General features: G+C 65.1%; 13 protein-coding genes. 3 read left to right on the plus strand and 10 right to left on the minus strand.

All coding sequences use genetic code 11. The features are described from left to right. Nucleotide 1: 1 nt before the first annotated feature. Genes zwf through pgl form a run of 3 tightly spaced genes read left to right on the plus strand, consistent with a single transcriptional unit; the run spans nt 2 to nt 3310 of the window. Nucleotides 2–1564 carry a glucose-6-phosphate dehydrogenase gene (gene zwf / locus ACFVWT_RS07520; RefSeq protein ID WP_390246603.1) on the plus strand — a complete coding sequence of 521 codons (1563 nt, stop codon included), beginning with the start codon at nt 2–4 and terminating at the stop codon, nt 1562–1564. After that, nucleotides 1561–2502 carry a glucose-6-phosphate dehydrogenase assembly protein OpcA gene (locus tag ACFVWT_RS07525; protein WP_390246605.1) on the plus strand — a complete coding sequence of 314 codons (942 nt, stop codon included), beginning with the start codon at nt 1561–1563 and terminating at the stop codon, nt 2500–2502. The genes zwf and ACFVWT_RS07525 overlap by 4 nt, the downstream gene beginning before the upstream one ends. After that, a complete protein-coding gene (gene pgl, locus ACFVWT_RS07530; protein ID WP_390246607.1) occupies nt 2492–3310 on the plus strand; it encodes a 6-phosphogluconolactonase in 819 nt (272 codons plus the stop codon). The genes ACFVWT_RS07525 and pgl overlap by 11 nt, the downstream gene beginning before the upstream one ends. Here the strand turns inward: pgl and ACFVWT_RS07535 are convergent. From ACFVWT_RS07535 to uvrC, 10 genes are all read right to left on the minus strand, one after another. Further along, on the minus strand, nt 3281–3658 hold the full coding sequence (locus ACFVWT_RS07535) for an RNA polymerase-binding protein RbpA (protein ID WP_390246609.1): 378 nt from the start codon (nt 3656–3658) through the stop codon (nt 3281–3283). The two genes, pgl and ACFVWT_RS07535, sit on opposite strands and share 30 nt — an antisense overlap. Nucleotides 3659–3802: 144 nt before the next feature. Further along, entirely contained in the window at nt 3803–4060 is a 258-nt protein-coding gene (secG, locus tag ACFVWT_RS07540; RefSeq protein ID WP_390246611.1) for a preprotein translocase subunit SecG, read from the minus strand. A gap of 49 nt (nt 4061–4109) precedes the next feature. Further along, nucleotides 4110–4925: a triose-phosphate isomerase gene (tpiA, locus tag ACFVWT_RS07545; protein WP_390246613.1), complete on the minus strand. Its 816-nt coding sequence runs from the start codon at nt 4923–4925 to the stop codon at nt 4110–4112. An 81-nt stretch (nt 4926–5006) separates the two neighbouring features. Then, nucleotides 5007–6233, minus strand: coding sequence for a phosphoglycerate kinase (locus ACFVWT_RS07550; RefSeq protein WP_390246615.1), 1227 nt, complete (start codon nt 6231–6233; stop codon nt 5007–5009). Nucleotides 6234–6243: 10 nt separating this feature from the next. Beyond that, nucleotides 6244–7254 (minus strand): type I glyceraldehyde-3-phosphate dehydrogenase, encoded by a 1011-nt coding sequence (gap, locus tag ACFVWT_RS07555; RefSeq protein WP_390246617.1) that lies wholly within the window; start codon nt 7252–7254, stop codon nt 6244–6246. A gap of 275 nt (nt 7255–7529) precedes the next feature. Then, nucleotides 7530–8153 (minus strand): superoxide dismutase, encoded by a 624-nt coding sequence (locus tag ACFVWT_RS07560; protein WP_043481406.1) that lies wholly within the window; start codon nt 8151–8153, stop codon nt 7530–7532. A gap of 182 nt (nt 8154–8335) precedes the next feature. Continuing rightward, the gene (whiA, locus tag ACFVWT_RS07565; RefSeq protein ID WP_011691931.1) at nt 8336–9316 is read right to left on the minus strand and encodes a DNA-binding protein WhiA; all 981 of its coding nucleotides are present in this window, start codon (nt 9314–9316) and stop codon (nt 8336–8338) included. Nucleotides 9317–9325: 9 nt separating this feature from the next. After that, complete coding sequence (gene yvcK, locus ACFVWT_RS07570) at nt 9326–10345, minus strand: uridine diphosphate-N-acetylglucosamine-binding protein YvcK (RefSeq protein ID WP_390246619.1); 1020 nt, start codon at nt 10343–10345, stop codon at nt 9326–9328. Further along, on the minus strand, nt 10345–11268 hold the full coding sequence (rapZ, locus tag ACFVWT_RS07575) for an RNase adapter RapZ (RefSeq protein ID WP_011691929.1): 924 nt from the start codon (nt 11266–11268) through the stop codon (nt 10345–10347). Before rapZ ends, yvcK begins: the two co-directional genes overlap by 1 nt. Nucleotides 11269–11336: 68 nt before the next feature. Then, nucleotides 11337–13346 carry an excinuclease ABC subunit UvrC gene (gene uvrC, locus ACFVWT_RS07580; RefSeq protein ID WP_390246622.1) on the minus strand — a complete coding sequence of 670 codons (2010 nt, stop codon included), beginning with the start codon at nt 13344–13346 and terminating at the stop codon, nt 11337–11339. Nucleotides 13347–13397 lie beyond the last annotated feature (51 nt).

A 13397-nucleotide genomic window follows, 5' to 3' on the forward strand; every position in this document is an offset into this window, starting at 1 on the left:
CATGCCAGAAACTGAAAACGGCAGCAGGAAGTCAGCCGGGCGGGGCCGCAACCCGTTGCGGGATCCCCGGGACCGCCGGCTGAACCGCATCGCCGGCCCCTCGTCGCTGGTCCTCTTCGGAGTGACCGGCGACCTCGCCCGCAAGAAGCTCATGCCTGCCGTCTACGACCTGGCCAACCGCGGCCTGCTGCCGCCGAGTTTCGCCCTGGTGGGCTTCGCCCGGCGGCAGTGGGAAAACGAGGATTTCGCTGCGGAGGTCAAGGAGTCCGTCAAGGCCTACGCCCGTACCCCGTTTGACGAGGCAGTGTGGAACCAGCTCTCCGAAGGCATCCGCTTTGTCCAGGGAGAGTTCGACGACGACGAAGCCTTTGAGCGGCTCGGCGACACGATCGACGAACTGGACGAGCAGCGCGGGACGCGCGGCAACCACGCGTTTTACTTGTCGATTCCGCCGAAAGCGTTTGAACAGGTCTGCCGGCAGCTGTCGAAGCACGGCCTGGCCCAGGCTGAGGGCGACAAGTGGCGCCGGGTCGTCATTGAGAAGCCCTTCGGGCACGACCTCGAGTCCGCCCGGCAGCTCAACGACATCGTGGAGTCCGTCTTTCCGCCCGACGCAGTGTTCCGGATCGACCACTACCTCGGCAAGGAAACGGTCCAGAACATCCTGGCCCTGCGTTTCGCGAACCAGCTGTTCGAACCGCTCTGGAACGCCAATTACGTTGACCACGTCCAGATCACCATGGCCGAGGACATTGGCACCGGCGGCCGGGCAGGCTATTACGACGGTGTGGGTGCGGCCCGCGACGTCATCCAGAACCACCTGCTCCAGCTCCTGGCGTTGACGGCCATGGAGGAGCCCATCTCCTTCAACGCCGACGACCTCCGTGCCGAGAAGGAAAAGGTCCTGGCCGCGGTCAAGCTCCCGGACGATCTCTCCACCCACTCAGCGCGCGGTCAGTTCGCCGGCGGCTGGCAGGGCGGCGAACAGGTCCTGGGATACCTGGAGGAGGAAGGCATCCCTGCCGACTCCACCACGGAAACCTACGCCGCCATCCGGGTGGACATCCACACCCGGCGCTGGGCCGGTGTGCCTTTCTACCTGCGCGCCGGCAAACGGCTGGGACGCCGCGTGACGGAAATCGCCGTCGTCTTCAAGCGCGCCCCCAACCTGCTGTTCCGCGATCACGGCGAAGACGACTTCGGCCAGAACGCCGTGGTGATCCGGGTGCAGCCCGACGAGGGCGCCACGATCCGCTTCGGTTCGAAGGTTCCGGGGACGCAGATGGAAGTCCGCGACGTCACGATGGACTTCGGCTACGGGCACTCGTTCACCGAGTCCAGCCCCGAAGCGTACGAACGGCTCATCCTGGACGTCCTGCTGGGCGAACCGCCGCTGTTCCCGCGTCACCAGGAAGTGGAACTGTCCTGGAAGATCCTGGATCCCTTTGAAGAGTACTGGGCCGGCCTGGGCGAACAGCCTGAGCCCTATGCCCCCGGAAGCTGGGGCCCCGCCTCGGCCGACGAGCTGCTTGCCCGCGACGGACGAACCTGGAGAAGGCCATGATCGTAGATCTTCCCGACACAACAACCTCCGCCATCTCGAAGAAGATCATGTCCCTGCGCGAGCAGGGCGGCGTGATCGCGCTCGGACGGGTGCTCACCCTTGTGGTGGTCACCAAGTCCGGGCTGGAGGAAGAGGCCATCGAAGCAGCCAACGAAGCCAGCCGGGAACACCCCTGCCGGATCATCGTTCTCGCCGATGCCGGCGCTAACGCCCCCACCCGGCTGGACGCCCAGATCCGCGTGGGCGGCGACGCCGGCGCGTCCGAAGTGATCGTGCTCCGCGGGTACGGCGAGCTCGCCGAGGAAAGTGAATCCCTCGTTGCCGCCCTCCTGCTCCCCGATGCTCCGATCGTGGCCTGGTGGCCGCACGGTGCGCCCAAGAGCGCCTGTGAGACGTCCATCGGGCGGATAGCGCACCGCCGCATCACCGACTCCGCCAATGAGGAGGACCCGCAGAAGGCACTGGACAATATCCGGAATACGTACAAGGCCGGCGACACCGACCTCGCCTGGACCCGCCTCACCAACTGGCGGATCCAGCTGGCCGCTGTCCTGGACCAGGTCGACTCTTCGCCCGTCACGGCCGTCGCCGTGGAAGGCGCCTCGGACTCCCCCAGCACCCTCCTTCTTGCAGCCTGGCTGACATTGGCCCTCGATGCCCCGGTGACTATCGTGGCAGACCCCGCCGGGACCGGCATCCGGCGCGTCCGGCTGAGCCGCGCCAGCGGCGACGTCCAGCTGTTCCGCCCGGGATTGTCCGTGGCTGAACTGACGCAGCCGGGCCAGCCCGCACAGCGCATCTCGCTGCCGCGCCGCAGCCTCAGGGACTGCCTCGCCGAAGAACTGCGGCGCCTTGATCCCGACGAAGTCTTCGGTGAAGTGATTACTATTGGACTGCCCCGTACAAATCTAAGGAGTGTCCGTCCCAGTGAGCGCTGATCCCAGAGTAAGCATCCACCCTGACTCATCCGTACTGATGGCTGCCATCGCGGCCCGGCTCATCACCAAGCTCGTGGACGTCCAGGACAAACACGGTGAGGCAACCGTGGTGCTCACTGGCGGCACGGTCGGCATCGGAACCCTCAGGGCAGTTGCTGACTCGGCGGCGGCTCCGGCGGTGAACTGGTCCAAGGTTAACTTCTGGTGGGGCGACGAGCGCTTCGTCGGCAGTTCGGACAGCGACCGGAACACCCTCCAGGCGCACGAGGCCCTGCTGTCCCACATCCCGGTGGACCCGGAACGGGTGCATGAGCCCGGCTCCACGGATCACTTTGACAGCCCGGAAGACGCTGCCGCCGACTACGCGCGGCGCCTTGCCGAAGCTGCCGCGGCTGAACACGCCGCGGACATGTCCGATGACCGTCCCGAAAACCCGGGGACGCTTCCCAGGTTCGACGTTGTTCTCCTGGGTGTGGGACCGGATGCCCACGTGGCCTCGCTCTTCCCCGAACAGGCAGGGATCAGGGAAAAAGAACTCACGGTAGTGGGTGTGCGCAATTCACCGAAACCACCGCCCGAACGGATTTCGCTGACATTGCCGGCCATCAACACGGCGAGTGAAGTGTGGATGGTCGTTGCCGGCGAGGATAAGGCAGGTGCCGTGGGCCTTGCCCTGGCAGGAGCCAACCCCGTCCAGGTCCCCGCGGCGGGGCCCACCGGACGCTCCCGGACGCTCTGGCTGATCGACGAAAATGCGGCGTCAAGGGTTCCGGAGCAGCTAGTCCGAAAAGGTCCCGCGGGCTCGTAGCCGCTCCAGCGCTCCAGCCAGCACGTCTTCGGCGTCCTGGCTGGAGCGTCGTTCTTTAACATACTCAAGGTGGGTCTTGTAGCCCTCTTCGGGATGATGCGGAAGCTCGACGCGGGCCTCATCCCTCGTCGCCGTACCGCCGCAGCGGCGGCAGTCCCAGACTATGGGGATCTGGTCTTCCGGGAGCTTAATGAAAACTGGCCGCGTCTCGTGTCCTTTGGCGCACCAATAGGAAACACGAATACGCGGCAAGCGTTCACCGACTACATCGTTCGGCTGAATTCTGGGGGCTGATCCTTCGGCCACCCCCACGCGGGTTCCCCGGAACCCTGAAGCAGCATGCACCATCGGGAACTCCTGGCTACTCGACTGACCGGCTATTGGAAGCCAACAGCCACAGTTTAGTGCGGAGTTCCCGACGGCGGCAGGGCCGTTAGTACCGGGAGTGTAAATTTCGGGAAAACTCCCGTTCCGGCAAGGTTTCGGGTTCTGCTAGGAGTCGCCGGCCCCGGAGAAGCGCATCAGCAGGCCCAGGGCGATGATGACGACACCCCAGGTGACGCCGAGGATAACCGTAAACCTGTTGAGGTTGCGTTCCGCTACGCCGGACGAGCTGAGCCCGGAGCTCATGCCTCCGCCGAACATGTCCGACAGACCGCCGCCCCGTCCCTTGTGGAGCAGGATGAGCAGCGTCAGCAGGAGGCTGGTGATGCCCAGGAGGATCTGCAGAATGACATGAAGAACGTCCACGACGGCCTTTCAGAAGTTGATGATTGCGGGGGTCAAGGCTGTGTCCGGACTAATCCGTCAGCAGGTGACTCTCGAACCTGACAATATTAGCAAACTCGGCGGGATCGAGGCTGGCGCCGCCCACCAACACGCCGTCGACGTCGCGTTCGTTCAGGATGGCGGCTGCATTGCTGGCCTTGACCGAACCGCCGTAAAGCAGGCGGACCTTGGCGGCAACCTCATCGCCGAAGAGGGTGGTGAGCTCGGCGCGGATGGCGGCGCACATTTCCTGCGCGTCCTCCGGTCCCGCAACCTCACCGGTGCCGATGGCCCAGACGGGCTCATAGGCGACCACAAGTTCGGCGGCTTCGTCGGCGCTGAGACCTTCGACGTCGGCGCGGAGCTGGTCGAGGGTGTGCTGGACGTGCGTGCCGGCCTGCCGGATCTCCAGGCCTTCGCCGACGCAGAGCACGGGGGTGACTCCGTGGCGGTAGGCGGCCTTAACTTTGGCGTTGAGAACCTCGTCGGTCTCGTTGTGGATGGTGCGCCGTTCGCTGTGGCCCACAAGGACGTATTTGCAGCCCAGCTTGTTCAGGAACTGGCCAGAGATGTCGCCGGTGTAAGCACCGGAATCGAACTGCGAAAGGTCCTGGCCGCCGTAGACGACCTCGAGTTCGTCGCCCTGGACGAGGGTCTGGACGCCGCGAAGGTCGGTGAAAGGCGGGAAGACAGCAACTTCGGCGCGGCTGTAGTCGTGCTTGGCATCGGACAGGGTCCAAGCCAGTTTCTGCAGCAGTGTGATGCCCTGGACGTGGTCCATGTTCATTTTCCAGTTGCCGGCGATGAGGGGCGTGCGGTCGAACTTGCCATTCGTTGACGTTGTCACGTGTTCTCCAAAAAGTGCTTGTGATGTGAACAGCCGGCAGGGCCCCGACTTTTCAGTGCGGTGCCCTGCCGGCTGGAGGATCTAGCGGTCCAGGACGCTAAGGCCCGGCAGTTCCTTGCCTTCGAGGTACTCCAGGCTGGCGCCGCCACCTGTGGAGATGTGGCCGAACTGGTCGTCGGCGAAGCCCAGGGTGCGGACAGCGGCTGCGGAGTCCCCGCCGCCGACGACGGTGAAGGCCTCCGCTTCGGTAAGGGCCTGTGCGATGGCACGGGTGCCGGCGGCGAAGGCCTCGAATTCGAAGACGCCCATGGGGCCGTTCCAAAACACTGTCTTGGCACCCTTGATCCGGCTGGCGAATGCAGCCGCCGATTCGGGTCCGATGTCCAGGCCGATACCCTGCGCGCCGAAGCTGCTGCCTTCGATGGCGTCCGCAGCGACCGTCTCGTGGTCGGCGTCAGCGGCGAATTTGGCAGCCACTACGACGTCCGTGGGCACGATGAACTCGGTGCCTGCGTCCGCCGCGCGCTTCAGGTAGTCCTGAACCACGGGAATCTGGTCTTCTTCCAGCAGGCTGCCAGCCACCTTGTGGCCTTCAGCGGCGAGGAAGGTGAACAGCATGCCGCCGCCCACCAGGATGGTGTCCGCCTTGCCGATCAGGTTATCGATAACGGCCAGCTTGTCCGAGACCTTGGAGCCGCCGAGCACTACGACGTAGGGTCGCTGGGTCTCCGTGGTGAGCTTGCGCAGCACCTCGACCTCGGTATGTACGAGGTCGCCCTGGTACGACGGCAGCCGGGTGGCGACGTCGTACACGCTGGCGTGCTTGCGGTGGACGGCGCCGAAGGCGTCATCCACGAAAGCCCCGTTGTCCCCCGTCAACGCCACCAGCTCGTCCGCGAAGGCGCCGCGCTCGGCGTCGTCCTTGCTTGTCTCACGGGCATCGAAGCGGACGTTTTCAAGGACGAGTGCTTCGCCGTCCTGCAGCGCAGCGGCAAGCTCCTTTGCTGAGGCACCGACGGTGTCCCCGGCGAGGGTGACCTTGAAAGAGGCCAGCTCAGCCAGCCGGGTGACGGCAGGCTTGAGCGAGTATTTTTCCTCAGGGGCGCCCTTGGGGCGTCCGAGGTGGGCTGTGACCAGCACGCGGGCACCGGCGTCCGTGAGCTTCGTCAGTACTGGCAGGGACGCTTTGATGCGGCCGTCGTCAGTCACTTCAGAGCCGTCGAGCGGCACATTCAGGTCACTTCTGACCAGAATGTACCGCCCGCGGACACCATCAGCGATCAGTTCGTTGAGGGTGTGGAATGTCATGTGTCTAACCCTAGCTCAGCTTGGATGCGACGAGCTCCGTGAGGTCGACCAGGCGGTTCGAGTAGCCCCATTCGTTGTCATACCAGGAAACAACCTTGACCTGGTTGCCGATAACCTTCGTCAGGCCGGAGTCGAAGATCGACGACGCCGGGTCGCCCACGATGTCGGAAGAGACGATCGGCTCATCCGTGTAGGTCAGGAAGCCCTGAAGCGCTTCGGACTCGGAAGCCTTCTTCAGTGCTGCGTTGACTTCCTCAACGGTGGTCTCGCGCGAAACGGTGACGGTGAGGTCGGTGGCGGAGCCGGTGGGGACGGGGACGCGGATGGCGTAGCCATCCAGCTTGCCCTTGAGTTCCGGAAGCACCAGGCCGATGGCCTTGGCCGCACCGGTGGAGGTGGGGACCATGTTGATGGCGGCGGCGCGGGCACGGCGGAGGTCGTTGTGCGGGCCGTCCTGCAGGTTCTGGTCGGCCGTGTAGGCGTGCACCGTTGTCATGAGGCCGCGTTCGATGCCGAACTCGTCGTTGACGACCTTGGCCAGCGGGCCGAGGCAGTTGGTGGTGCAGGATGCGTTGGAGATGATGTGGTGCTTGGCGTTGTCGTACAGCTCGTGATTGACGCCCATCACGATGGTGATGTCCTCGTCCGAGGCCGGGGCGGAGATCAGGACCTTCTTGGCGCCGGCATCGATGTGCTTCTTGGCGGCAGCGGCCTTCGTGAAGAAGCCGGTGGACTCGATGACGATGTCAACACCCAGCTCGCCCCAGGGGAGGTTCGCGGGGTCGCGCTCGGCGAGGACCTTCACGACGTTGCCGTTGACGACGATGTTGCCGTCCTTGACCTCGATGGTCTCCTTGAGGCGGCCGCCTACGGAGTCGTACTTGAAGAGGTGGGCCAGCGCTTCGGGGCTGGTGAGGTCGTTGACTGCAACGATCTCGAGGTCAGCGCCCTGTGCGAGTGCTGCGCGGAAGTAGTTGCGGCCGATGCGGCCGAAGCCGTTGATACCAATACGGGTCGTCACTTTTTCAGTCTCCTTGGTGCTTGTAGAAGCACAACTAGTTGAGCGGGCGTTCAAGCCAACTAACAGATCCCGCACGCCATTGGGCAGAGATGATTACCAGATCGGAGGGCGACCAGCCACATTGCTGAAGGCTAACCGCCTTCCGTGATCCATCTTACGTTTAAGAAGGTCCGCCCCCGCAAGTGCGGGGGCGGACCGTCCACGATTCGGCCCGAAACGGGCTAAATGTGAAGTTTGTTACAGGATGATGTCTTGCCTGTCACACCTGGACGGCACTACAGGGTGATGAGACCCGTTGCGTTCTTGCGTGCGCCGTCGAAGCGCTTGGCGACGTCTGCCCAGTTCACGATGTTCCAGAAAGCCTTGACGTAGTCGGCCTTGACGTTGACGTAGTCCAGGTAGAAGGCGTGCTCCCACATGTCGAGCATCAGCAGCGGCGTGGTGCCGAGTGCAACGTTGCCCTGCTGATCGTAGAGCTGCTCGATGACCAGGTTTCCGCCGATGGGCTCGTAGGCCAGGAATCCCCAGCCGGAACCCTGCAGGCCCAGCGCGGCAGCGCTGAACTGCGCACGGAAGGCGTCGAAGGACCCAAAGGCGTCATCGATGGCTGCGGCCAGCTCACCTTCGGGCTTGTCGCCGCCGTCCGGGGACAGGTTGTTCCAGAACACGGAGTGGTTGACGTGGCCGCCGGTGTGGAAAGCCAGGTCCTTCGAAAGCCGGTTGATGTTGGCGAAGTCGCCCTTTTCGCGTGCCTCAGCCAGCTGGGCCAGCGCGTTGTTGGCACCGGTCACGTAGGCAGCGTGGTGCTTGCTGTGGTGCAGCTCCATGATGCGTGCGGAGATGTGGGGCTCCAGCGCTGCGTAGTCGTAGCTGAGTTCAGGCAGTACGTACTCGGTCACAAAATCCTCCAATGTCGTGGACAGGTTGTCCGGTTTGGTAACTCTCGGATTGTGCATCCGGATGACTGTTCACCCGGAAATCTATCGGGACGGAATCCTCGCGGAGCCGCGGCTCCCCTGGGGCACAACCTTCGGCCGCCGCGAGGTATTTCCGATACCCGGTCTCGATTCTAGGGGCGCCGTTACTCGTCCAGCATTTCCGGCGTCACATTGGCCTCGGTCCCGGGGATCCCCAGGTCCAGGGCGCGTTTGTCCGCCATCGCCAGGAGCCTGCGGATCCTTCCAGCGATCGCATCCTTGGTCATCGGCGGATCGGCCAGCCGGCCAAGTTCGTCCAGGCTCGCCTGCTTGTGGGCCACACGGAGCTCGCCCGCATATTTCAGGTGGTCCGGGACGTCGTCTCCGAGGATTTCCAGCGCACGGTCCACGCGGGCGCCGGCGGCAACTGCCGCCTGCGCCGAGCGGCGCAGGTTGGCGTCGTCGAAGTTGGCCAGCCTGTTGGCTGTCGCACGCACCTCTTTGCGCATGCGCCGTTCCTCCCAGACCATGAGCGCATCATGGGCACCCATCCGGGTGAGCAGGGCTGCGATCGTGTCTCCGTCGCGGATGACCACCCGGTCCACTCCCCTGACTTCGCGGGCCTTGGCCTGGATGCCCAGGCGGCGGGCAGCGCCCACCAGCGCCAGGGCCGATTCGGGCCCGGGGCAGGTCACTTCCATGGCCGAGGAACGTCCCGGCTCGGTCAGGGATCCGTGGGCCAGGAAGGCCCCGCGCCACACGGCTTCGGCGTCGGCGGCGGAACCGTTGACCACTGCCGACGGCAAGCCGCGAACAGGGCGGCCGCGCGCGTCCAGCAGGCCGGTCTGGCGGGCTAGGGCCTCGCCGTCCCGCACCACCCGCACCACGTACCGGTTGCCGCGGCGGAGCCCGCCGCCGGAGACGACGATGATCTCGCTCTGGTGTCCGTACACCTCGGCGATCGCAGCCCTCAGGCGGCGCGCCGTGGACGCGAGGTCGACCTCGGCCTCGATCACGATCCGGCCGGAGATGATGTGCAGTCCGCCGGCGAATCGCAGCATCGCTGAGACTTCGGCTTTCCGGACCGAGGATTTCTTAATGTCCAGGCGGGACAGTTCTTCTTTGACTGATGATGTCAGTGCCATGGCACCTTCCTAACTGTTCCCGAAAATATCGTGGTACGCCGTTGCCAGACGCAGGGGGTCGTGGATCGGACGGCGGCTCGACGCCCCTACTTTACCCAAGACCACCTCGGCACCGAGCATCCCTGCGGCCCGTTTGAACTCCTCGACGTCCGGCACGGACATTGGGTCCGCGAGCACAACGTCGATGCTGAAGTCGGGCGCGTAGCTGCGCAGCACGTGCAAGTGGTCGGCCGCGGTCATCCCGGAGGTCTCCTTGGTGTCCGTGGCCAGGTTCATGGTGAGGCACCGCCTGGCAGGCGTGTCGGAGAGAGCCTGCCGCATCTCGGGCAGCAGGAGGTGCGGCAGCACGGACGTGTACCAGGAGCCCGGGCCGAGGATGACCCAGTCGGCCAGTTCGATGGCCGTCAGGGCTTCGACACAGGCACGCGCCGACTCCGGCAGGAGCCGGACGCTTTCCAGCGAACCTGCCACGGCGCACTTGGCCTGGCCGGTGACCGTCTCGAGGGTGTACGTACCGTCGGGGCCGGGAACCCGGACGTCACCCTCGATCGTCAGTGGCTCGCCGGACATGGGCAGGACCTGTCCGCGGGCCCCCAGCAGTGCGCCGGCCCATTTCAGGCCGCCCACTGTGTCGCCCAGCAGCTCCCAGAGGGTGACGATGAGCAGATTGCCCATGGCGTGGTCATCCAGCGAGCCGCCCCGGCCCGCGCCCGGCTTGAACCGGTGCTGCATGACATCCCGCCAGGTGCGCCCCCAGTCGGTGTCGTCACAAAGGGCCGTGAGCGCCATCCGCAGGTCGCCGGGCGGCAGGACGCCGTACTCCTCGCGGAGCCGGCCGGAGGATCCGCCGTCGTCCGCCACGGTGACGATCGCCGTCAGTTCGGAGGTCAGCAGCCGAAGGGCGGAGAGCGACGCGGAGAGCCCGTGGCCTCCGCCGAGGGCAACGACGGACGGACCTTTGTCCAGTTGCCCGCCGCCGGTGCCGGCTGCCGGCGGAACCAGGGGCAGGGGCCCGGTAAGCAGTCCCATTACTCGCGGCCCAGGTCCCGATGAGTGGTGGTCACCGTGACTCGGGGATACTGCGCCAACTTCTTTGACAGTTCCATGGCCACGGCGACCGAACGGTGCTTACCGCCGGTGCAGCCCACGGCAATGGTGGCGTAGTGCTTATTTTCGCGGCGGTACCCGTCCAGGACCGGTTCAATGGCCAGGACGTAGCGGTCCACGAAGCTCTTGACGCCTTCGGCCTCGAGGACGTAGTCGCTCACGTCCTTGTCCAGGCCGGTGTGCGGACGAAGCTGCGGGACCCAGTGCGGGTTCGGGATGAAACGGGCATCGACCACAAAGTTGGCGTCCACCGGCAGCCCGTACTTGAAACCGAAGCTCATGACATTCAGCCGCAGGGCAACGGGACCGGTCTCGCTGAAGAGCTCGGTGATGGCGGTGGCAAGGGCGTGGACGTTGAACTCGGACGTGTCCAGCACAATGTCCGCGGAATCCCGGAGTTCATGCAGCAAATCCCGCTCCGAGGCGATACCGTCAAGGATCCGGCCGCCTTCCTGGAGCGGATGCGGACGGCGGCCCTGCTCGAAGCGGCGCACCAGGACGTCGTCGTTGGCGTCCAGGAACAGGACACGGAACGTCACGCCGCTGGCCTCAAGGGTTTTCAACGCCGCCCGGATGTCGGCGAAAAGAGCCGTGCTGCGGACATCGACCACCACGGCAAGCTTGGGGATGGACTGCGGGGCGTGGGACACGAGTTCGGCCAGGGTGCCAAGCATCTGCGGCGGAAGGTTCTCAACGACATACCAGCCATGGTCCTCGAGGGCATCCGCAGCGGTACTGCGCCCGGCCCCGGACATACCCGTCACCACGAGCAGTTCCGCTTCAACGGGCCTGACGGGCGTCATGCCGTCCTGTTCCGCTTCGGATCCTGCCGTTGACTCTGCCATGAGTAAAGCCCCATTCCTGCTATGTAATTCGACGCAACCGCGCGTTCCGCTTCAGGTCCTTACCCTAGCTAAGTTTCAATGATTTCGCCGGTCGTCATATTGATCGACGGTGCTTCCTCACCCGAGGCCGCGGCGCCGTTGCTGAAATGGCTCACTATTGCGTCCGCCAGCGAGGGGCCGATGCCCTTGGCCGTCGTCAGTTCGGCCGCACTGGCGGTCCGGATGCTCTTGACCGATCCGAACTGTGCCAGCAGTGCCTTGCGCTTGGCCTCACCCAGGCCGGGAACGCTGTCCAGGGCGGAAACCGTCATGGCCTTGCCGCGCTTCTGCCGATGGAAGGTGATGGCGAAACGGTGGGCTTCGTCGCGGATTCGCTGCAACAGATAAAGGCCCTCGGATGTCCGCGGCAGGATCACCGGGAAGTCGCTGTCCGGCAGCCAGACCTCTTCAAGGCGCTTGGCGAGGCCAACCACGTAGACGTCGTCTATCCCGAGTTCCGCCAGGGCGCGCGCAGCGGCGTTTACCTGGGGCTTGCCTCCGTCCACCACTACGAGGTTGGGCGGGTAGGCGAATTTTGCGCGCGGTGCGGGCGTGGTGGTGTCCTGCATGGAGGCCACCGCCATGGCCTCGAGCGCCGCCTGATGGCCGGGAAGCTGCGCCGCTTCCGCCTGGGAGGCCTTCTCCTGCAGGTAGTTCCGGAAGCGGCGGGTGAGGACATCATGCATGGCAGCTGTGTCGTCCACGGCCGCGGCGCCGGTGATGGAGAACTTTCGGTAGTCGGACTTCTTCGGAAGACCGTCTTCCACCACCACCATGGACGCCACCACGTTGGTGCCCTGCACGTGGGAAATGTCGAAGCACTCGATACGGAGCAGCGCGACGGGCAGGTCCAGGGCTTCCTGCAGTTCCTGCAGCGCGAGGGACCGGTTTGTCAGGTCCCCGGCGCGCCGCGACTTGTGCAGCTTGAGTGCGTGCTCGGCGTTTTCCCGGACCGTGGACATAAGCGCTGCCTTGTCCCCGCGGCGCGGCACCCGGATGTCCACTTTTGCGCCCCTTAGGCCGGCGAGCCACTGGGCAAGCTCGGCAGCGTTGCTCGGCTCTTCGGGAACCAGGACCTCGCGGGGCAGCCGCCCCTGCGTTTCGCCTTCCTCGCCATAGACCTGCTGGAGCAGGTGCTCCACGAGGTCCGGCGTGGTGAAGTCCTCTACCTTTTCCACCACCCAGCCGCGCTGGCCACGGACCCGGCCGCCACGGACATGGAAAACCTGGACGGCAGCTTCCAGCTCGTCCTCGTGCAGCGCGAAAACGTCCGCGTCGGTGTCCTCCGCCAGCACCACAGCGTTGCGTTCGAAGACCTTTCGCAGCGCAATGATGTCATCCCGGACCCGTGCGGCCCGCTCATAGTCGAGCTCGGCAACTGCCGCGGCCATATCCTTTTCCAGCCGTCCGATGAAGCGCTTGGCTTCACCGCCCATGAAGGAACAGAAGTCCTCCGCCAGCGCCCGGTGCTCCTCCGGCGTGACCCGGCCGACGCACGGTGCGGCACATTTGTCGATGTAGCCGAGCAGGCAAGGCCTTCCGCTGGCCTGCGCCCGCTTCAGGACCCCCGGGCTGCAGCTTCGGACGGGGAAAACGCGCAGCAGCGTGTCCATCGTTTCGCGGATTGCCCCGGCCGTGTATGGGCCGAAGTAGCGGGTGCCCTTGCGGCGTTCGCCGCGGAGAACCTGGACACGGGGAAACTTCTCCCCCATCGTGACGGCGAGGTAAGGGTAGGTTTTATCGTCGCGGAAGACGACGTTGAACCGGGGCTTGAACTCCTTGATCCAGGTGTATTCCAGCTGCAGCGACTCCAGTTCACTCCCGACGACGGTCCACTCCACGCTGCTGGCGGCATGGACCATGGCGTAGGTCTTGGGGAGCAGGCCCCCGGGATTGGCGAAGTACGAATTCAGGCGGGACCGCAGGCTTTTGGCCTTGCCGACGTAGATGACGCGGCCGTGCGGGTCCCGGAAACGGTACACGCCCGGGTTGGTTGGAATCTCACCCGTTTGGGGTCGGTAACTAGCTGGATCTGCCACGATTCAAGTCTACTGACGCTGCGGGGAACATCCGGACAGGGGGTCTCCGGG

This window comes from Arthrobacter sp. NPDC058288 (genome assembly GCF_042880995.1).
GTDB lineage: Bacteria > Actinomycetota > Actinomycetes > Actinomycetales > Micrococcaceae > Arthrobacter.

What these genes read in the sequence shown, in the direction of transcription:
- whiA (WP_011691931.1), bottom strand. Translation starts at nt 9,316, where the DNA reads ATGGCACTGACATCATCAGTCAAAGAAGAACTGTCCCGCCTGGACATT.
- zwf (WP_390246603.1), top strand. Translation starts at nt 2, where the DNA reads ATGCCAGAAACTGAAAACGGCAGCAGGAAGTCAGCCGGGCGGGGCCGC.
- ACFVWT_RS07525 (WP_390246605.1), top strand. Translation starts at nt 1,561, where the DNA reads ATGATCGTAGATCTTCCCGACACAACAACCTCCGCCATCTCGAAGAAG.
- ACFVWT_RS07535 (WP_390246609.1), bottom strand. Translation starts at nt 3,658, where the DNA reads ATGGTGCATGCTGCTTCAGGGTTCCGGGGAACCCGCGTGGGGGTGGCC.
- yvcK (WP_390246619.1), bottom strand. Translation starts at nt 10,345, where the DNA reads ATGGGACTGCTTACCGGGCCCCTGCCCCTGGTTCCGCCGGCAGCCGGC.
- ACFVWT_RS07550 (WP_390246615.1), bottom strand. Translation starts at nt 6,233, where the DNA reads ATGACATTCCACACCCTCAACGAACTGATCGCTGATGGTGTCCGCGGG.
- rapZ (WP_011691929.1), bottom strand. Translation starts at nt 11,268, where the DNA reads ATGGCAGAGTCAACGGCAGGATCCGAAGCGGAACAGGACGGCATGACG.